Below are 19,102 nucleotides of genomic sequence, written 5' to 3'. Positions count from 1 at the left end.
CAGGACACGCGTCCGCAAGACAACAGAAAGAGCAGAATGCCCCGCTTCAGCATCATCGTCCCGTCCCACGGGGTCGCCGCCCGGCTGTCCCAGGCGCTGGACTCGGTCCTCGGCCAGTCGTTCGGCGATCTGCAGCTGATCCCCGTCTGCGACGCCCCCGGCTCCCCCGCCGCCGGCGTGGCCGCCGGATACGCGGAGCGGGACTCCAGGGTGACCCCGGTCGACTCGCCGCCCTCCGCCGGTCTGAGCGGGGCGCGCAACGCGGGGATCCGGGCGGCGACCGGCGCGTATGTGCTGTTCCTCGACGGCGACGACCTGCTGCTGCCGGGCGCGCTCACCGCGCTGGACGCCCGGCTGACCGAGACCGCCGGCGTGGACGTGCTCTACGTCGAGCACGAGCGCGTCCCCTGGTGGGAGGGCGAGCCCACCAACCCGGCCAGGCCGCTGTTCGCCGGGGCCCCCAAGGGCGCCTTCGCCCCCGCCGACCTGCCGGAGCTGACCGGCGTGCAGCTTCCGGCGTGGAGCGCGGTCTACCGCCTCGGCTTCCTCACCGAGCACGAACTCTCCTTTCCCGACAGCCACTTCACCGACCTCGGCTGGGGCGGGCTGACCACGCTCGCGGCCGTGCGGATCGCGGTGCTGCGCCGGGTCGTCGTACGGCACCGGCTGCGCCGGCAGGGCAGTCGGCTCAATCTGCCGGGGCCGCACCAGCACGACCTGCTCGACCAGGTGGACCTGGTGCTCACCCGGGCCGCGGAGCAGGATCTGCCCGCCGAGCGGACGCGCGCGCTCTTCGAGCAGCTGTTCACCCATGTGCTGAAGACCGCGTCCCGGCCCGAGCGGCTGCCGTCCGGGCACCGGGCGTTCTTCCGCCGCGCCGGCCGCCTCCACCGGCGCCACCGGCCGGCCGGTTTCCGGGCGCCCGGCGGCAGCCTGGGCGTGCAGCACCGGCTGCTGGCGACCGGGGCGTACAGCGCGTTCCGTGCGCTGCGCGGCGCCAACCAGCTCGCGGTCGGTGCGGCCGAGGGCCTGCCACACCCGCGCGCGGTGCGCACCCGGCTGCGCTACGCCCGCGACCTGCACCGTCCGCTCGACGAGAACCTGGCCGTGTACTGCGCCTACTGGGGCCGCGGCTACGCCTGCAACCCGGCCGCCATCCACGCCAAGGCCCGCGAACTCGCCCCGCACCTCCGCTCGGTGTTCCTGGTCGAGGCCGACCAGGCGCACGCGATGCCGGAGGACGTGGAGTACGCGGTGATCGGCTCCCGCTGCTGCTGGGAGGTGCTGGCCCGCGCGAAGTACCTGGTCAACAACGCCAACTTCGCCGAGGGGATCGTCAAGCGGCCCGGCAGCGTGCATCTGCAGACCCAGCACGGCACCCCGCTGAAGACGATGGGCGTGGACCAGTCGACCTACCCGGTGGTGGCAGCCCAGTCGGGCAGTTTCACCCGGCTGCTCGGCCGGGTCGACCGCTGGGACTTCAACCTCTCCGCCAACCGCCACTCCACCCAGATGTGGGAGCGCGCCTTCCCCGGCTCCTGGGAGTCCCTGGAGTACGGCTATCCGCGCAACGACGTCTACTACACGGCGACCGCCGAGGACGTGGCCCGCATCCGGCGGCGGCTGGGCGTCCCGGAGGACAGGACGGCCGTGCTGTACGCGCCGACCCACCGCGACCACCACACCGGCTTCGAGCCCGGCCTGGACCTGGAGGCCTTCTGCGAGGCGGCCGGCGAGGACGTGGTCATCCTCCTGCGCGCCCACTACTTCTACGACCGGGGGCTCGCGAAGAGCACCGGCCGGATCATCGACGTCACCACGCACCGCTCCTCCGAGGACGTGTGCCTCGCCGCGGACGCGCTGGTCACCGACTACTCGTCGATCATGTTCGACTACGCCAACCTGGACCGGCCGATCGTCGTGTACGCCGACGACTGGGACGTCTACCGGGAGACCCGGGGCGTCTACTTCGATCTGATGGCCGAGCCGCCCGGACCGGTCGCGCGCACCCAGGAGGAGCTGGCCGCCGTCTTCCGCGACGGCTCGTACGCGGGCGCGGAGGCCACGGCGCTGCGGGCCGCGTTCCGGGAACGGTTCTGCGAGTTCGACGACGGCCGGGCCGCCGAGCGCGTCGTACGGCGGGTGCTGCTCGGCGAGCCGCCCGAGGCGATCCCGCCCGTGGTCCCGCTCGCGCAGCGCGTCCCCGCCCCCGCCGCCGCGACCCTCGTGAGGAGCTGACCCGCCGTGCCCCGCTTCAGTCTGATCGTGCCCTGTTTCAAGGTGCAGGGCTTTCTGCGCGAATGCCTGGACTCGGTGCTGCTGCAGTCCTTCCACGACTTCGAGCTGATCGCCGTGGACGACCGCTCCCCGGACGGCTGCGGCGCGATCCTCGACGAGTACGCCGAGCGCGACCCGCGCGTGAAGGTGCTGCACCTGCCGGAGAACGTGGGCCTCGGCCGGGCCCGCAACGCCGGAATGCCGCACGCCACCGGCGACTACCTGTTCTTCCTGGACAGCGACGACACCCTCACCCCGGGCGCGCTGCGGGCGATCGCCGACCGGCTGGCGGAGGCCGAGGAACCGGACGTGCTGGTCTTCGACTACGCGCGCACCTACTGGTGGGGCGGCACCCGCCGCAACGCACTGTCCGAGGTGCTCGCCGAGGCCGGCCCGGGCACCTTCACCGTGGACGCGTATCCGCGGATCCTGGACCTGCTGATGGTGGTGTGGAACAAGGTCTACCGCAGGGAGTTCGTGGAGTCGGAGGGCTTCGAGTTCCCGCCCGGCTACTACGAGGACACCCCCTGGACCTTCCCGGCCATGCTCAGCGCCCGGAGCATCGCCGCACTGGACCGGATCTGCCTGAACTACCGGCAGCGCCGGCAGGGCAACATCCTCTCGACGACCAGCCGCAAGCACTTCGACATCCACGACCAGTACGAGCGGGTCTTCGCATTCGTCGAGCAGCACCCCCGGCTCGCGCACTGGCGGCCGTATCTGCACCGCAAGATGGGCGAGCACTGCCTGGACATCCTGGCCAAGCCGGACCGGCTGCCGCCCGCCGACAAGGCCGAGTTCTTCCGGCGTACGCGGGAGACGTTCCGGCGCCACAAGCCGGCGGAGGGCGCCCTGACCGACGGCGAGACCGGCCTGCTGGAGGGCTCCTGGACGGCGTACCGGATCAGGCGGCAGGCGGCGCGGGCCGGGCAGGAGGTGGCGCGGCGGGCGGGTCAGGTCCGCGGTGCGGCCGCCGCGCGGGCCCGCGCCGGCTGGGCGGCCGTGCACGCGCACCGGCCGCTGGACCCGCATCTGGTCGTCTACTCGGCGTCCTCGCACCGGGGCGTGCTCGGCGACCCGGCCGCCGTCTACGCCAAGGCCCGGGAGATCGCCCCGCAGCTGCGCGGGGTGTGGGTGGTGAAGGACGAGGAGACCGCCGCGCAGCTGCCGCCCGAGGTGGAGCACGTGATCGTGGGCTCCCGGCGCTATCTGGAGGTGACGGCGCGGGCGACGTTCTTCGTGAACGACGTCAACTGGCCCGGCACGCTCGCCAAGCGGCCCGGCAGCGTGCACATCCAGACCCACCAGGGCACCCCGCTGAAGTACATGGGCGCCGACCTGCTGGACAAGCCGGGCGCCCGGCTCGGCTTCGACGTGCCGCAGATGCTGCGCCGGGCCGACCGCTGGGACTACAGCCTGGTCGCCAACCGCCACTCCGAACTGGTCTGGGAGCGGGCCTACCCCTGCCACTTCACCTCGCTGCGCACCGGCAGCCCGCGCAACGACGTGCTGGTGAACGGCGGCGACAGCGACTTCCGGCAGCGGTACGGCATCCCGGAGACGGACACGGTCGTGCTGTACGCGCCGACCCGCCGGGACTACCGCCGCAGCGGGCATGTGGACCGGATCGACCTCGCCCGGTTCGCCGCGGACCTGGGCGAGAGCCTGGGCGGGGGCGCGGGCGGAGGCCTGAACGGGGGCGCGGGCGCGGGGTGCACCCTGGTGGTCCGGCTGCACCCTTCGCTGGCGACCGGTCCCGCGCGCGGCATGGGTCTGGCCGAGCTGGCCCGGCGCGGGATCGTGGTCGACGCGACCGACGAGCCGCGCGTGGAGGACGTCCTGCTCGCGGCGGACGTGCTGGTCACGGACTACTCGGCGGTGATGTTCGACTACGCCTGCCTGGACCGGCCGATCGTGGTGCACGCCGACGACTGGCCCGCGTACACGGCGAGCCGGGGCGCCTACTTCGACATCACGGCCGAGCCGCCGGGCCATGTCGCGCGCTCCTGCCGGGAGCTGGCCTGGCTGTTCGCCTCGGGGTCCTGGCGGGACGAGGAGTCGGCGCGGCTGCGGGCGGACTTCCGGTCCCGCTTCTGCGAGTTCGACGACGGCGGGGCCGCCGAGCGCGTCGTACGGACGCTGCTGCTGGGCGAGCCGATGACCGGCCCGGGCGCGGCCCGGATCCCGGGGCAGACGGCCGGCCAGGACGCGCTGGCGTCGGCGTAGGGCACGGGCTCACACGCGCGGGGGTGCCGGTGTCCGGGCGGCACCGGCACCCCGCGCCGCATGGGTCACTCGATGACGAGGTCCACGTCGATGTTGCCGCGGGTGGCGTTGGAGTAGGGGCAGACCTGGTGGGCGGTCTCGACCAGCTTGCGGCCGGTCTCCTCGTCCACGGTGCCGGGCAGCTCGACGCGCAGCGTCACCTTCAGCCCGAAGCCCTCGCCCTGCTTGCCGATGCCGACCTCGGCGGTCACCGCCGCGTCGCTGACGTCGACCTTGGCCTGCCGGCCGACGAGGCCGAGGGCGCTGCCGAAGCAGGCGGCGTAACCGGCGGCGAAGAGCTGCTCGGGGTTGGTGCCCTCGCCGTTGCCGCCCAGCTCCACGGGCGGCGCCAGCTTCAGGTCGATCTTGCCGTCGGAGGAGACGGCACGACCGTCACGGCCGTGGGTGGCGGTGGCGACTGCGGTGTAGAGCGCGTCCATGAAGACCATCCCTCTTGGGTGCGGGGTTCGCTGTGACCACAAGTAGAGCACACAATTAAGTTGTGCACAACTAAATGGCTCGCCAGAGCTACCCTGGACGCATGACCGACATCGAATGGCTGCGCCTGGACCGCCAGATCTGCTTCTCCCTGCACGCGGCTTCGCGCGCCTTCAACGGCGTCTACCGCGTGGTCCTCAAGGACCTCGGGCTCACTTATCCGCAGTACCTGGTGATGTTGGTCCTCTGGGAGCAGGGCGACCTGCCCGTGAAGGCACTCGGTGAGCACCTGCGACTCGACTCGGGCACGCTGTCCCCGCTGGTCAAGCGGCTGGAGGGGGCCGGTCTGGTGCGCCGGGAGCGCAGCGCCCAGGACGAGCGCTCGGTCCGGGTCCGGCTCACCGAGGAGGGCGCGGCGCTGCGGGAGCGGGCACTGGAGGTGCCGCGCCGCATCATGGGGGCGACCGGCTTCGACCTGGCGGAGATCGGCGAGCTGCGCGAACGCCTCGACCGGCTCACGACCGCGCTGGACGCGGCGGCCGCGGCAGAGGCAGCGGCAGACGAGGCCCACCAGCCGCCGGCAGCGGGTCACGGACGTACAGCCGTACGGCCATCCCGCCCCGCAGGATCTCCTGCCTCCCGGTGAACTCCCGGCGCAGGGCGGCGAGTTTGGCCCGCTCGACGGGTCTGCGCGGGCTCCAGCGGCCGGCGAGCAGATCCGGGTCCGCGACGACCCACACCCGGTCCAGCCGCTCCATCCGCCGCCGCACCTCCCGCGGACCGGCCTCCCGCCCGTACAGCGTCCCCGACCCGGCTGCCCCCTCCACCAACGCAACGTCCCGCACCCCTTTGAACGCCCCCGGATAGGCCAGGGCCACGTTCCGCGCATGCGCCGGCAGAAACAGCACGGCGTCCCCGGGCACCAACTCCCGTGCCACGACCCGGGACACGGCACCGAGATCGTCGGGCCGGGCACCGGGGTTGCGGTCCGCGCGGAGGAGGGGGAGCTGATGCACGAAGGCGAGCGCGATCGCGAAGACACCGGTGAGGGTGACGAGGGGGGACGGCGAGACCTTGCGGAGCCGCGGCAGAGGTCGCCTGCCCGGACGGCCGGCCGGCCGCAGGCGCCCCACCACCCCGGCCACCCACTCGGCCCCCGCCGCCACCAGCAACGGCGCCCCGCTCAGCGCGTACAGCACATACCGGCCCACAAACAGCGGCGAGGCCTGAGAAGCCAGCATCAGCACCACAGGCGGTACCACGGTCAACGGCAACGCCACCCCCACAAGAGTGATGTCGCCCCGCCGCCCCACAAGCCCCACCAACCCGGCCACCACAAGCCCCAGACACACCGTGTACACGGCACCCGAAGGCCCGAGAAACCCCCGCAACAGCGCTTCCGCCGTCACCGTCGTGGGCCTCCGCAGCCACGCCACCTGCGCCGCCTGCCCCCGCGACACCAGCGCCATCGGCACCAGCGACACCACGACCCCGCCCGCCGCGCACCCCCACCCCCGCCACACCCTGCCCCCGGCCCGGGCCAGCGCCAGCGATCCCGCGTGCGCGCACAGCAGCAGCACCGCGAACTCGTGCAGCCAGCAGGTGAGTCCGAGGACGGCGCCGTACGCAGGCCAGGAACCCGAGGCGCCCTGCACGGCCCGGACGAAGAGCAGCGTCGCCAAGGTCGCCCCGGCCGCCACCAGGGCGTACGAGCGGCCTTCCTGCGCATAGTGGCCGGCCATCGGCGTGACGGCGTACAGCAGCCCGGCCCACAGCCCGACGCGCGGCCGGGCCAGCCGGGCACCGAGCGCCGCCACCAGCGCGGCCGTCACCGCCGCCGCGCACACCGACGGCAGCCGCAGCACGACCTCGCCGGGGTGGACGGCGAGGACGGCGTGCACGAGGAAGTAGTAGACGCCGTGCACGGCGTCCACGTCGTGCAGCAGCCGCCAGATCTGCGGCACCGTACGCCGCCCGACCTGGAAGCTGACGGCCTCGTCGCGCCACATCCCGCCCCGGTCCAGCCCCCAGAGCCCGACCGCGAGCATCACCAGCCCGGGCAGCCCCACTGCGGTCCGGCGGCGGATCCCCGCCCGGTGCCCGCCCGGCCCCCCGCCGGCCCGCGCGACGACTGCCGTCGCAGCCGCCCTGCGCGACTGCGGTGTCACAGGAAGCCCGACGTTCACCACGGTCCGCCCGATCTTTTGCGATTCGCCAACCCTTTTGCGGTCATGACGGCGTATCGGCATGGATACACCATCAGTGCGGCTTAGGCTCCCATGCGATGAACCGTCTCCGTGTCAACTCCGGTCCGGTGCTCGGCGTCACCGCTCTCTGGCTGGCCACCCGCGCCCTGATGCTGTGGCTGCTCACCCACGACAGCGTCCCGCTGCTGGGCGGGGGCGCCGTGACCCGTGAGGTGTGGCGGCTGTACGCCGACTGGTACGGCCTCCTCACGCACGGCTCGTTCCCGACGCACGACACGCTGTGGCAGTACCCGCCGGGCGCCGGCGTGGTGCTGCTGGCACCGGGCCTGCTGCCGTGGCTGACGTACTTCCAGGCGTTCGTGCTGCTCACCCTGGCCATGGACGCGCTGGTCACGGCGGCGCTGACCCGCGCGGGCGGACGTCCCGGGCGCAGCCTGCTCGGCGCGGCCCTGTGGACGGGCGGCCTCCCGCTGCTGCTGCACCTCCCGCTCGCCCGGTACGACGTCCAGGTCACCGCCCTCGCCGTGCTCTCCCTGCTGGCGGTGGGCCGCTCCCCGCGCGCGAGCGGGGTGTGCGCGGCGCTGGGCGCGCTGGTGAAGGTGTGGCCGGCGCTGGTGCTGCTGGGCACGCCCCGGGGGCGGGTGACGCACCGGGCCTGGGGATGGGCGGCGGCCGCCGGATGCGCCGCGTTCGGCCTGCTCGCCCTGGCGTTCGACCATCCCCTGTCCTTTCTGCGGGAGCAGGGCAGCCGGGGCGTGCAGATCGAGTCGCTGGGCGGTACGGCGCTGAACCTGGCGCGGCACGCCGGCTGGCCGGGCCGCCCGCGCCTCCAGTACGGCGCCGTCGAGCTGGTCGGCCCGCATGTGCCGGCCGTCGCCACCGCCTCCATCGCGCTGACGGCGATCGCCTTCACGCTGCTGGTGCTGTGGCGGCTGCAGGCGCAGCGGTGGAACGAGGCCACGCCGTTCGACGCGGCACTGAGCGCGGTGCTGCTGTTCACGGTCACCAGCCGGGTGATCAGCCCGCAGTACATGATCTGGCTGATCGGTCTCGCCGCGGTGTGCCTGACCTCGCGGCACACCAGCCAGCGGCCGGTGGCGGCGCTGGTCCTGGCGGCTGCCGCGCTGAGCACCCTGGTGTTCCCGATGCTCTACGCCGAGGTGGTCGACGGCACCTGGACCGGCTGTCTGCTGATGCTGGCCCGCAACGGAATCCTGGCCGGTGCGTCCGTGCTGTCGTTCATGCGGTTGTGGCGATCGACGGGACCGGATGAAAAGAGCGTGCAAACAACGGAACCCCGACCCGATTCCGACCGTCTTCCGGACCGAGCGCTAAGCCTCTCTTAACGGAGTATTACCGAACATTTCTACGCTCCCGGCCTGTGGACTCGATGCGATCAGATCCGACCGACACGCCCGATACAGCAGGCACCACCGAGTCGCCGCGCGCGGCGCAGGTCGGTGTCGTCGTCATCGGCTACAACGACAGTACCCACGTGGGTGACGCCGTGCGTTCTGCGCTCGCCCAGGGGCCGGCGGTCGCCGAGGTCGTCGCCGTGGACGACTGCTCCACCGACGGCAGCGCCGAGCTGCTCGACCGGCTGGCCGCCGACGAGCCCCGGCTGCGGGTGGTGCGCCGGGACGTGAACAGCGGCGGCTGCGGCAGCCCGCGCAACACCGGGATCGACGCGGTGACCACGCCGTACGTGATGTTCCTGGACAGCGACGACGTGCTGCCGCCCGGTGCGGTGGACGCGCTGCTGGCGGCGGCCGCGGGGGCGCACGCCGAGGTCGCGAGCGGGCTGTGCGTGCGCAGGGAGCTGCCCTCGGGGCGCGAACAGCCCTGGCAGGCGCCCCTCTACACGGCGCACACCGTCCTCGCGCGCCCCGCGCAGCGGCCGCGCCTGGTCCACGACACGCTGTGCGTGAACAAGCTGTACCGCACGGACTTCCTGCGCGGGCACGGCATCCGCTTCCCCGAGGGCCGCTTCCTCTACGAGGACATCGTCTTCACCGCGCGCGTGCTGGCCGCCGGCCCGCGCATCGCGCTCGTACCGGACCGCGTGTACGTGTGGCATGTGCGCCGGACCGCCGAGCAGCTGTCGCTCTCGCTGGACCGGGAGCACATCGACAACTGGAAGGCGCGCGTGGAGGCGTGCGCGCTGGCGTACGAGATTCTGCTGGGCGCCGGGCAGAAGGAGCTGGCACGGGCGGCGCGGGCCAAGTTCCTCGACCACGAGGTGCGTATGTACGCGCGTGAGCTGGGGTTGCGCGACGCGCACTACCGGCACGCCTGGTGGGCGCACACCCGGGAGTACCTCGCGCGCTACGACGCCGCCGACTGGGAGCTGAACCCGAGCGCTCCGGGCCGGATACTCGCCCGGGTCGTCCTGGAGTCGCCCGAGCCCCGCGACCTGCCCCGGCTGCGCGAACTGGCCGCCCGGCCGGCGCGTCTGCTGCCGCCGTACGCCCGCACCCCCGACGGCGTCCCGGTCTGGTCCCCCGACCTCCCCCAGGTCACCCTCACACCGTTCCTGACCCGCCCCACCGGTGTCCTCCCGCTCGCGGTCGACGCGGAACTGCGGCCACGCGCGCGTACCTCGCTGCTCCGTCTGCGGCTGCACGAGCTGTACGGCAGGCTGGCCGAGGCGGGCCCGCGCGAGATGGACGTGGAGTGGCAGGCGCGGGACGACGACGAGCGGAGGCTCGGGCGCACGACGGTCCCGCTCACGCGCTCCGGCGCGGAAAGCGTTGTGGAGACCGACGCGGAGACCGGCGAGGAGACCGGCGCGGACAGCTGGTGGTCGGCCGAGCTGCCCGTCGACCTGGCCGGGCTCGGTGCGGGCACCTGGGATCTGCGACTGACCGTGCGCTTCGCCGACGGCACTCAGCGGGACGTCACGGCGCACGCGCTGGCGGGCGCGGGCCGGCTGCGCCGGCGCGCCGTCCCGAGCGTCCGGCACGGTGTGCTCCTGGTGCAGCCGTACGCCACGCACTCCGGCGCACTGGCCATACGCATGGCGACCGGCGTGCGCGGGGTCGCACAGGTGGCGCGCGGGCGGCTCCGCCGCCTGCTTCACTGAGACGCCCACTGCTTCACTGAAAGACGCCCGCTGCTCCACCGAGCGGCTGAACGGGCCAACTGACGAGGAGACGGCCGCAATGACCTGGCTGATCACCGGCGGTGCCGGATACATCGGGGCACACGTCGTACGGGCGATGACCGAGGCGGGCGAGCGCACGGTCGTCTACGACGACCTGACCACGGGCGTCGCCGCGCGCGTACCGGCGGAGGTCCCGCTGGTACGCGGCTCGGTCCTGGACGCGGAGCTGGTGGCCCGCACGCTCGCCGAGCACGAGATCAGCGGGGTCGTGCACCTGGCGGCGAAGAAGCAGGTGGGCGAGTCGGTGGACCGCCCGCTGCACTACTACCGGGAGAACGTCGAGGGCCTGCGCACCCTCCTGGACGCGGTGACGCGGGCGGAGATCCCCTCCTTCGTCTTCTCCTCCTCGGCGGCCGTCTACGGCATGCCGGACGTCGCCCTGGTCACGGAGGAGACCCCGTGCCTGCCGATGTCCCCGTACGGCGAGACGAAGCTTGCGGGCGAGTGGCTGGTCCGCGCGACGGGCAGGGCGACCGGCATGTCCACGGCGTCCCTGCGCTACTTCAACGTGGCGGGCGCGGCCGCCCCCGAACTCGCCGACACCGGCGTCTTCAACCTCATCCCCATGGTCTTCGAGAAGCTCACCGAGGGCGCGCCGCCGCGCATCTTCGGCGACGACTACCCGACGCCCGACGGCACGTGCGTGCGCGACTACATCCACGTGGCCGACCTGGCCGAGGCCCATGTCACCGTCGCCCGCGCCCTGGCCTCCTCCCCCGGCACCGACACCACCCTCAACATCGGCCGCGGCGAGGGCGTGTCGGTCCGCGAGATGATCGACCGCATCAACGCGGTCACCGGCTACAACCGCCCGCCGACCGTCACCCCGCGCCGCCCCGGCGACCCGGCACGCGTCGTCGCCTCGGCCGCCCGCATCGCCACGGAACTGGGCTGGCAGGCCAAGTACGACGTCCAGGACATGATCGCCTCGGCCTGGGAGGGCTGGGTGCACCACCACCCGGAGGCGGCGCGGTCGTAGGCTCCGCCCGTGACCGTTCCCGGAGTTCTCCCACGCGCGGTCGGCGCCGTGCTCGGCTCGGCCGTCGGTGACGCGCTCGGAGCGCCCTTCGAGTTCGGCCCCGAGGGCGCCTTCTCCGCCCGCTTCCCCCGTCCCGGACACGGCGGCGAGATGTGCGGAGGCGGCGGCTGGGAGCCGGGCGAGGCGACGGACGACACCCAGATGGCCGTCCTGACCGCCGAGTCCCTGCTGGACCACGGCGGCCTGGACCTGCCGGACGTCTTCCGTCGCTTCCGGCGCTGGGCGGCAGCCGACCCCAAGGACATCGGCCTCCAGACGGAGGCGGTCCTGACCAGCGGCGACCCCTGGGACACGGCCGCCGCCCTGCACTTCCAGGTCAACCTGCGCGCAGCAGGTAACGGCGCACTGATGCGAGCGGCTCCTTCGGCGGTGTACTTCGCCCGCGACGGCCGCGAGCCCACGATTTACGCCGCCCGCCGCCTCTCGGCGCTCACCCACGGCGACGCCGCGGCCTGGGAGGGCACGGCGGCACTGCACGCGCTGATCGAGGTGGCCCTGGCGGGCCGGGACCCGCTCACAGCCGTACCGGCAATCCTCACCGCCCTGCGCCCCGACCACCGGCAGCGATACTCGGTGGTCCTCTCCCCCGACTGGCACCCCGACCAGGCAACCGAGTTCAACGGCGCGGTGTGGCCCTGCCTGGGCTCGGCGGTGTGGGCACTGCGGACCACGACGTCGTACGAGGAAGCGGTCCGGGCGGCCATCGACCTCGGCGGAGACGCGGACACGGTCGCGGCGGTCACGGGGGCGCTCGCGGGGGCGGTGTACGGCGCCGGATCCATACCGGCACGCTGGACCGAGCCCCTGCACGTGCCGCTACCGGGGTTCGACGGCCGGGTACTGCGCTCTCAGGATCTGGCCGAACTGGCTGAGCGGCTGGTCGTGCCCGCCGAGCGGCCGGCCTCGGGACCGGACACCCTCACAACGCCTTGAGCGCCCCCGCCGTCGCCCGCGCCAGATTCTCCAGGTAGCCCTTCGGCAGTTTCGGTGAGCGGATGACCACCGCGCGCCAGTACAGCGGCCCGGAGATCAGGTCGAGCGCGAGGTCGGGATCGACACCCGCCCGCACCTCCCCCCGCTCCTCCGCCGCCGCCACGATCTTGCTGGCCACGCCCTCCTGGCCGTCCCGCAGCGCCTTCTGGAACGCGTCGGCGATGTCGGGATTGCGGGCCGCCTCCGCCTGGAGGTCGGGGATGATCTGCGAGGCGACCGGGTGGCGCAGGGCGCGGGACGTCACCTCGTAGAGGAGGCGGAGGTCGCCCTCGAGGGAGCCCGTGTCGGGTACCGGGAGGCCCAGGACCGCCATCGCCGACACGACGTCCAGGACCAGGTGCAGCTTGGACCGCCACCGCCGGTACACCGCGGTCTTGCCGACGCCCGCCCGCCGCGCGATGCCCTCGATGGACATCCGCGCGTATCCGACGGACGCGAGTTCCTCGAAGACCGCCGCCCGGATGGCCTCTGTCACATCCTCCCGGAGGACCGCGGCCCCGGCGGGGGTCCGGCGGCGCGTACGCGTCGGCGGCTCGTCGGCGTTCGTCGTCATGACCCACAGCATAGGCCGTTACGACGAAACGGTTGCGTTCCGACGTCGATTGGTTCTACGCTCGCGTTGCGACGATACGGTCCCGTTCCGACGTAAGAGAACGTGAAGAGAAGCGTAAGGAAACGAACGCACGTCGGACCGGCGGGCCCCGACGCGCCCCGGCCCCCAGCCGGACGCGCCACCCCCTCCCCCCGAGCGAAAGCAGCGGATGTGAGCCAGGTCCTCGACACACCGCCCCCCACCCAGGCCCCGGCCGACGACGACCTCGCGGCGCTGGCCGCCCGGTACGGCCTGTCGGTGAGCGGCGCCCGCCCCTCCCTGCCGGAGTACGTCCGCCAGCTGTGGGCCCGGCGCCACTTCATCACCGCCTTCGCCACAGCCAAGCTCACCGCGCAGTACAGCCAGGCGAAGCTGGGCCAGGTCTGGCAGGTCATGAACCCCCTGCTGAACGCCGCGGTCTACTACTTCATCTTCGGTGTGCTGCTGGGCACCAGCCACGGGGTGCCGGACTACATCCCGTTCCTGGTCACGGGTGTGTTCATCTGGACGTTCACACAGAGCTCGATCATGGCGGGCACGCGCGCGATCTCCGGCAACCTCGGCCTGGTCCGCGCCCTGCACTTCCCGCGCGCCTCGCTGCCGATCTCGTTCTGCCTCCAGCAGCTCCAGCAGCTGCTGTTCTCGATGACCGCGCTGGTCGTGATCATCCTGTCCTTCGGACTCCCGATCACCCCCCGCTGGCTGGTCGCCATCCCCGCGCTGATCCTGCAGTCCCTGTTCAACGCGGGCGTGTCGATGATCATGGCCCGTTGGGGCGCCAAGACCCCGGACATCGCCCAGCTGATGCCGTTCATCCTGCGCACCTGGATGTACGTGTCCGGCGTGATGTGGAGCATCAGCAAGCTCACCAAGAAGGACCACCTGCCGCACATCGTCACGGTGATGCTGGAGACCAACCCGGCCGCGGTCTACATCGACCTCATGCGGTACGCGCTGATCCACAGCTTCCACGGCAAGCAGCTGCCCCCGCACGTCTGGGCGGCGGCCACGGGCTGGGCCCTGCTCGCCGGCATCGGCGGCTTCATCTACTTCTGGAAGGCTGAGGAGACGTACGGCCGTGGCTGAGCAGACCCCCATCGACAACGCCCCCTTCGACAACCTCCCCACCGACACCACCGGCACCACCCGCACCAGCGACATCCCCACCGTCGTCTGCGACGACGTCGACATCGTGTACCGGGTCAACGGCACCGGCGCCGGCCGTGGCACCGCCACCGCCGCCCTCAACCGCATGCTGCGCCGCAAGCAGGCCGAGCAGGCGGCCGGCGTGCGCCGGGTGCACGCGGTGAAGAAGGTGTCGTTCGTCGCCTACAAGGGCGAGGCGATCGGGCTCATCGGCACCAACGGCTCCGGCAAGTCGACGCTGCTGAAGGCCGTCGCCGGACTGCTGCCGGTGGAGAACGGACACATCTACACCCACGGCCAGCCCTCCCTGCTCGGCGTCAACGCGGCGCTGATGAACGACCTGACGGGTGAACGCAACGTCTATCTCGGCGGTCTCGCCATGGGCATGTCCCGGGAGCAGGTCAGGGAGCGCTACGAGGACATCGTCGACTTCTCCGGGATCAACGAGAAGGGCGACTTCATCACCCTGCCGATGCGCACGTACTCCTCCGGCATGGCGGCCCGGCTGCGGTTCTCCATCGCCGCCGCCAAGGACCACGACGTCCTGCTGATCGACGAGGCCCTGGCCACCGGCGACCGCAAGTTCCAGATGCGCTCGGAGGACCGGATCCGCGAGCTGCGCGAGAAGGCGGGCACGGTCTTCCTGGTCAGCCACAACAACAAGTCGATCCGCGACACCTGCGAGCGGGTCCTGTGGCTGGAGCGCGGCGAGCTGCGCATGGACGGGCCGACCGAGGACGTCATGAAGGAGTACGAGGCCTTCACCGGCGACAAGAGCGACAGGACGGCGAAGAAGCCGGCCCCCAAGAAGGCGGCCTGACCGGCCCGGAGCGATCGGAGTAGGAGTGATCGGAGTAAGAAGGCGGCACGAAAGTTGCCGGGAGGGAAACCGCAGACCACGGAACGCCCTCTTCCTTTTCGGGCCGTCTCTTACTCCCCGCGCGGTTATCCCTTTCATCCGCTTAGTGACAGTATGTTATGAAGGGTGACCGAAGCCGACGAGTCGAAGGAGTCCACTGCGATGCCCCAACTCAGCGTCATCGTCTACGGACCGAACGCACAGGGGCACCTGACAGAGTTGCTGGACTCCCTGGAAGCCCGCCCGCTGCCCGCCGCCGAGGTCATCGTCGCGGCGGTCGGCGACTGGGCGCGGGAGACGGCCGCGGGCCACGCCCCCGAGACGGTGGTCGTACCGCTGCCGGAGGGCACCGGTGACGCGGCGGCCCGGGCCGCCGGCGCCGCCCGCGCGACCGGCCGCTGGCTGCACTTCGTCCACGCCAAGGACAGCCTGCCGGCCGGCGCCCCCCGGCTGATCGCCGAACGGACCGCCGAGCTGGACGCCGGCGACGGCACCGGGACGGACACCGCCGACGGCGCCTTGGTGGACGTACTCGTCTTCGACCACGTCACCACCACCTGGCAGACCGCCGGCACCCCCTCGCGCGACGGCCGGCTCCTCGCCGCCGTCGGCCGCGACAGCCTGCCCCTGGACGAGTCCGCCGACCTGCTGCGCCTCACCCCGCTGCTCGGCAACCGCGCCGTGCGCGCCGAGTTCTGGCGGGCGCACGAGGAGCACCTCACCACCGAGGACGAACCGCAGGCCGCCCACGCCGCCCTGCTGCACGCCGGCCGCGTCGCCTGCCTGAACCAGGTGGCGTACGAGATGCGCGAACTGCGTCCCGAGAGCCTGCCGCCGCTCGCCCCCGAGGACCGCTTCGACCTGATCGAGCGCTACGAGTCGCTGCTCGCCCTCGCCAAGGACCGCCGCGCCGCCCGCACGGTGCTGTACGACCTGATGATGCGCGACCTCGTGCGCACCTTCGCCGGCGAGAACCTGCCCGACGCCGTCGCCCGCGAGTTCTTCCGCCGCGCCTCCCTCGCCGCGGTCCGCTGGCGCCCCGAGCAGCATGAGCGCCCGGCCGGTGTGGAGGGCGTACGGCACGCCCTGCTGGAGGAGGGCGCGTACACCAAGTACCGCGCGTTCCAGGCCGCCAACCGCACGCGCCGGGCCGCCAAGAAGGCCGTACGGACGCGTAAGAAGCAGATCGGCGCCAAGCTCCGCGACCAGCAGTACCACCGCGCCCTGACCCGCCCGGTCGACCCGGACCTGGCCGTGTTCGCCGCCTACTGGGACCGCGGGGTGGCCTGCAACCCGGCCGCGATCGCCGCCAAGCTCGCCGAACTCGCCCCGCACATCCGCCAGGTGTGGACGGTGTCGAAGGAGAACGCGGCCCTGCTACCGCCCGGCACCGACTTCGTCGTCCCCGGCACCCGCCGCTACTGGGAGACGCTGGCCACCGCCAGGTACCTGACGAACAACGTCAACTTCCCCAACGCGGTGGTCAAACGCCCCGACGCGATCCACCTCCAGACCCATCACGGCACCCCCCTCAAGCGCATGGGCCTGGACCAGAAGGAACACCCGGCCGCCGCCAAGGGCCTGGACTTCAACGCCCTGCTGGCCCGCATCGACAAGTGGGACTACAGCGTCAGCGCCAACAGCCACTCGACCCGCATGTGGGAGCGCGCCTACCCGGCCCGCTACACCTCCCTCGACCACGGCTATCCGCGCAACGACGTCTTTTACACAAGCGGTGCCGAGGAGGTACGTGCCGCGCGTGAACGCCTCGGCATCGCGCCCGGCAAGACGGCCGTCCTGTACGCCCCGACCCACCGCGACTACGAGGCCGGCTTCACCCCCCGCCTGGACCTCGCGGCCCTCGCCGACCGCCTCGGCGAGGACACCGTCCTCCTGGTCCGCGCCCACTACTTCTACGGCGGCGCCGCCTCACCGCTGACCGGTCTGCGCCGCTCCGGCCGGATCGTCGACGTCTCCTCCTACGACCCCGTCGAGGAGCTGTGCCTGGCCGCCGACGCGCTGGTCACGGACTACTCGTCGATCATGTTCGACTACGCCAACCTCGACCGCCCGATCGTCGTCTACGCCGACGACTGGGAGACCTACCGGACCACCCGGGGCGTCTACTTCGACCTCATGACCGACCACCCCGGCCAGGTCGCCCGCACCCAGGAGGAGCTGACGGAGATCTTCGCCTCCGGCGCCTGGCGCGACGAGAGCGCGGCCAAGGCACGGGCCGCCTTCCGGCGCCGGTTCTGCGAGTACGACGACGGCCGCGCCGCCGAACGGGTCGTACGACGGGTGTTCCTGGGCGAACCGGAGGAGTCACTGCCACCGGTGATCCCGCTCGAGGAACGCACCCCCGCCCCGACCCCCGAGGAGGCCACGGCATGACGACCCCCGACGTGACGGTGACGGTCATCGTCTACAACGACGCCGCCCGCCTGCCCCGGGCGGTCGCCTCGCTGCGCGCGCAGACCCACGCGAACATCGAGATCATCATCAGCGACGACCACTCGACGGACGACACGCCGACGGTGGCGCGCCGCCTGGAGTCGGAGGACTCCCGCATCCGCTATCTCCGCCTGCCGGAGAACAGCGGCGGCTGCAGCGCCCCGCGCAACCGGGCCGTCGAGATCGCCCGGGCGCCGTATCTGATGTTCCTCGACAGCGACGACGAACTCCCACCCCGCGCGGTCGAGTTGCTGCTCGCCGCGCACCGTGAGCGCGAGGTGGACTTCACCATGGGCGCGGTGCGCCGGGTGCGGGTGGACAACGGCCGGCGCACGACGTGGATGCCGCACCTGGTCGCCGAGCGCCGCACGGTGGAGGGCATCGAGGCGGACCCGCGGCTGCTGTTCGAGCACCTGTCGACGAGCAAGATGTACGCGCGTTCCTTCCTGGACCGGCACGAGCTGCGCTTCCCGGAGGGCATCCACTACGAGGACCAGCTGTTCTCGGCGCAGGCGTACTGCCTGGCGAAGGCGTTCACGATCATTCCGGACCCGGTGTACGTCTGGTACATCGACCCGTTCGCGGCGGCGGCGACCGCCTCGATCTCGAACCAGCGGCACAAGGTCACCAACGTCCGCGACCGCGTCCACGTGCAGCGGCTGATCGACGACTTCCTGGTGGCGAGCGGGCACGCGGGGCTGCGCGAGGACAAGGACTACAAGTTCCTCAAGCACGACTTCCGGATGTACGCGGGCGACCTGCCCTACCGGGACGAGGAGTGGCTGACCGCGTTCGCGGACATCATGAACCCCTACCTGGACACCCTGTCGCCCGGCGCGTACGCCCGCCTGCCCCGCCCGGAGCGGGTGGTGCTGGAGCTGCTGCGGGAAGGCCGTCTGGAGGAGGTCCGGATCGCGGCCCGCGGTCTCGGGCACGGGGCGGCGCCGCGGCAGGTCACGGCCGACGCGTCCGGTGTGCCGTACTGGGGCGACAGCGCGCCCTCGTCCGACCGCTCGCGCCGCGAACTGGACGTGTCCGACCTGGAGTTGGACACGCGGCCGTTCCCGAGCGCACAGTTCCGCCACGAGATCACGGAGCTGACTCCCGGAGCCGGTGGCTCGCTCACCCTGGCGATCCGCACGTACGACCCGGGCCTGCGGCTGCCGGTCGGTCCGCAGCGAGCGGGCCTGGTCCTCTCCCCCGGCAGCCGCCGGATGACGGTGCCGTTCCGGCTGGACCCGGTCCGCCCCGGCGTCTTCGAGGGCAGGGTTCACCTGGACCTGACCGAGGCCCCCCTCCCTCTCCAGGGCTTCTCGGGCGTACGCCACCCCGTGGTCCGCCTCCAGCAGCAGGGCCTGTCCAACTCCGGCCTGCTGCTGGCCCCGCTGACCTTCCCCACCCTCACCGCCCGCATCGAGTACCGCTCCGGCGCGACCCCGCACGAACTCACCATCGAGCCGGAGGGCCGCAACCCCGGGCGGCTGCAGCTCCGCTGGCGCCCGGTGGGAGTGACGGCGCGGGTGATCCGACCGGTGGTCCAGAAGGTGGCCCGTCCCCGGGTCCGCAAGGCGGCGAAGCTGTTGTCGAGCGTGCTGAGGTAAAGGGCCGGTTCCGAAGCGCCGTTGTACTTGAAGGGCGTGGGCGACTGCGGGTCCGGTTCGGCTGGTCG

13 protein-coding genes and 1 pseudogene are annotated in these 19,102 nt (G+C 72.4%); 11 read left to right on the top strand and 3 right to left on the bottom strand.

Annotated elements, in window-relative coordinates; translation table 11 throughout:
* The first annotated feature begins 36 nt into the window (after positions 1-36).
* Complete coding sequence (locus SRB17_RS00190; protein WP_153533535.1) at positions 37-2,238, top strand: bifunctional glycosyltransferase/CDP-glycerol:glycerophosphate glycerophosphotransferase; 2,202 nt, start codon at positions 37-39, stop codon at positions 2,236-2,238.
* A 6-nt stretch (positions 2,239-2,244) separates the two neighbouring features.
* The gene (locus tag SRB17_RS00185; protein WP_323374768.1) at positions 2,245-4,503 is read left to right on the top strand and encodes a bifunctional glycosyltransferase family 2 protein/CDP-glycerol:glycerophosphate glycerophosphotransferase; all 2,259 of its coding nucleotides are present in this window, start codon (positions 2,245-2,247) and stop codon (positions 4,501-4,503) included.
* A 65-nt stretch (positions 4,504-4,568) separates the two neighbouring features.
* Here SRB17_RS00185 and SRB17_RS00180 read toward each other — a convergent pair whose 3' ends face one another.
* Positions 4,569-4,982 (bottom strand): organic hydroperoxide resistance protein, encoded by a 414-nt coding sequence (locus SRB17_RS00180; protein WP_153533533.1) that lies wholly within the window; start codon positions 4,980-4,982, stop codon positions 4,569-4,571.
* Positions 4,983-5,056: 74 nt separating this feature from the next.
* On the opposite strand from SRB17_RS00180, the gene SRB17_RS00175 reads away from it, so the two are divergent.
* Complete coding sequence (locus tag SRB17_RS00175) at positions 5,057-5,626, top strand: MarR family winged helix-turn-helix transcriptional regulator (protein WP_153533531.1); 570 nt, start codon at positions 5,057-5,059, stop codon at positions 5,624-5,626.
* Positions 5,627-6,512: 886 nt separating this feature from the next.
* Here the strand turns inward: SRB17_RS00175 and SRB17_RS47920 are convergent.
* Positions 6,513-6,989 (bottom strand): annotated as a pseudogene (locus SRB17_RS47920) (glycosyltransferase family 39 protein); the annotation flags it as partial.
* Positions 6,990-7,264: 275 nt separating this feature from the next.
* On the opposite strand from SRB17_RS47920, the gene SRB17_RS00165 reads away from it, so the two are divergent.
* From SRB17_RS00165 to SRB17_RS00150, 4 genes are all read left to right on the top strand, one after another.
* Positions 7,265-8,533, top strand: a complete 1,269-nt coding sequence (locus SRB17_RS00165; protein ID WP_153533529.1) for a glycosyltransferase family 87 protein — start codon at positions 7,265-7,267, stop codon at positions 8,531-8,533.
* 44 nt (positions 8,534-8,577) lie between these two features.
* A complete protein-coding gene (locus tag SRB17_RS00160; RefSeq protein ID WP_153533527.1) occupies positions 8,578-10,269 on the top strand; it encodes a glycosyltransferase family 2 protein in 1,692 nt (563 codons plus the stop codon).
* Positions 10,270-10,348: 79 nt separating this feature from the next.
* Positions 10,349-11,329 (top strand): UDP-glucose 4-epimerase GalE, encoded by a 981-nt coding sequence (galE, locus tag SRB17_RS00155; protein WP_153533525.1) that lies wholly within the window; start codon positions 10,349-10,351, stop codon positions 11,327-11,329.
* A gap of 9 nt (positions 11,330-11,338) precedes the next feature.
* Positions 11,339-12,322: an ADP-ribosylglycohydrolase family protein gene (locus tag SRB17_RS00150; RefSeq protein ID WP_323374767.1), complete on the top strand. Its 984-nt coding sequence runs from the start codon at positions 11,339-11,341 to the stop codon at positions 12,320-12,322.
* On the opposite strand, the gene SRB17_RS00145 is transcribed toward SRB17_RS00150, so the two are convergent.
* Entirely contained in the window at positions 12,309-12,935 is a 627-nt protein-coding gene (locus SRB17_RS00145) for a TetR/AcrR family transcriptional regulator (protein ID WP_153533523.1), read from the bottom strand. The two genes, SRB17_RS00150 and SRB17_RS00145, sit on opposite strands and share 14 nt — an antisense overlap.
* 210 nt (positions 12,936-13,145) lie before the next feature.
* On the opposite strand from SRB17_RS00145, the gene SRB17_RS00140 reads away from it, so the two are divergent.
* The 4 genes from SRB17_RS00140 (at position 13,146) to SRB17_RS00125 (ending at position 19,034) form a co-directional block, all read left to right on the top strand.
* Positions 13,146-14,060 (top strand): ABC transporter permease, encoded by a 915-nt coding sequence (locus SRB17_RS00140; RefSeq protein WP_323374766.1) that lies wholly within the window; start codon positions 13,146-13,148, stop codon positions 14,058-14,060.
* A 73-nt stretch (positions 14,061-14,133) separates the two neighbouring features.
* On the top strand, positions 14,134-14,940 hold the full coding sequence (locus SRB17_RS00135) for an ABC transporter ATP-binding protein (RefSeq protein ID WP_323375100.1): 807 nt from the start codon (positions 14,134-14,136) through the stop codon (positions 14,938-14,940).
* Positions 14,941-15,141: 201 nt separating this feature from the next.
* Positions 15,142-17,373: a CDP-glycerol glycerophosphotransferase family protein gene (locus SRB17_RS00130; protein ID WP_153535443.1), complete on the top strand. Its 2,232-nt coding sequence runs from the start codon at positions 15,142-15,144 to the stop codon at positions 17,371-17,373.
* On the top strand, positions 17,370-19,034 hold the full coding sequence (locus tag SRB17_RS00125) for a glycosyltransferase family 2 protein (protein WP_153533519.1): 1,665 nt from the start codon (positions 17,370-17,372) through the stop codon (positions 19,032-19,034). Before SRB17_RS00130 ends, SRB17_RS00125 begins: the two co-directional genes overlap by 4 nt.
* Positions 19,035-19,102: the final 68 nt, after the last annotated feature.

The sequence above is a fragment of the Streptomyces sp. RB17 genome (genome assembly GCF_009604455.1).
In the GTDB taxonomy this organism is placed as follows: domain Bacteria; phylum Actinomycetota; class Actinomycetes; order Streptomycetales; family Streptomycetaceae; genus Streptomyces.
Note: the sequence above shows the minus strand (reverse complement) of the source record. Positions and strands in the feature narration are given on the sequence as shown.

Coding starts and splice junctions, on each gene's coding strand:
- SRB17_RS00190 (WP_153533535.1), top strand. CDS start 37: ATGCCCCGCTTCAGCATCATCGTCCCGTCCCACGGGGTCGCCGCCCGG.
- SRB17_RS00180 (WP_153533533.1), bottom strand. CDS start 4,982: ATGGACGCGCTCTACACCGCAGTCGCCACCGCCACCCACGGCCGTGAC.
- SRB17_RS00175 (WP_153533531.1), top strand. CDS start 5,057: ATGGCTCGCCAGAGCTACCCTGGACGCATGACCGACATCGAATGGCTG.
- SRB17_RS00165 (WP_153533529.1), top strand. CDS start 7,265: ATGAACCGTCTCCGTGTCAACTCCGGTCCGGTGCTCGGCGTCACCGCT.
- SRB17_RS00160 (WP_153533527.1), top strand. CDS start 8,578: ATGCGATCAGATCCGACCGACACGCCCGATACAGCAGGCACCACCGAG.
- galE (WP_153533525.1), top strand. CDS start 10,349: ATGACCTGGCTGATCACCGGCGGTGCCGGATACATCGGGGCACACGTC.
- SRB17_RS00145 (WP_153533523.1), bottom strand. CDS start 12,935: ATGACGACGAACGCCGACGAGCCGCCGACGCGTACGCGCCGCCGGACC.
- SRB17_RS00130 (WP_153535443.1), top strand. CDS start 15,142: ATGCCCCAACTCAGCGTCATCGTCTACGGACCGAACGCACAGGGGCAC.
- SRB17_RS00125 (WP_153533519.1), top strand. CDS start 17,370: ATGACGACCCCCGACGTGACGGTGACGGTCATCGTCTACAACGACGCC.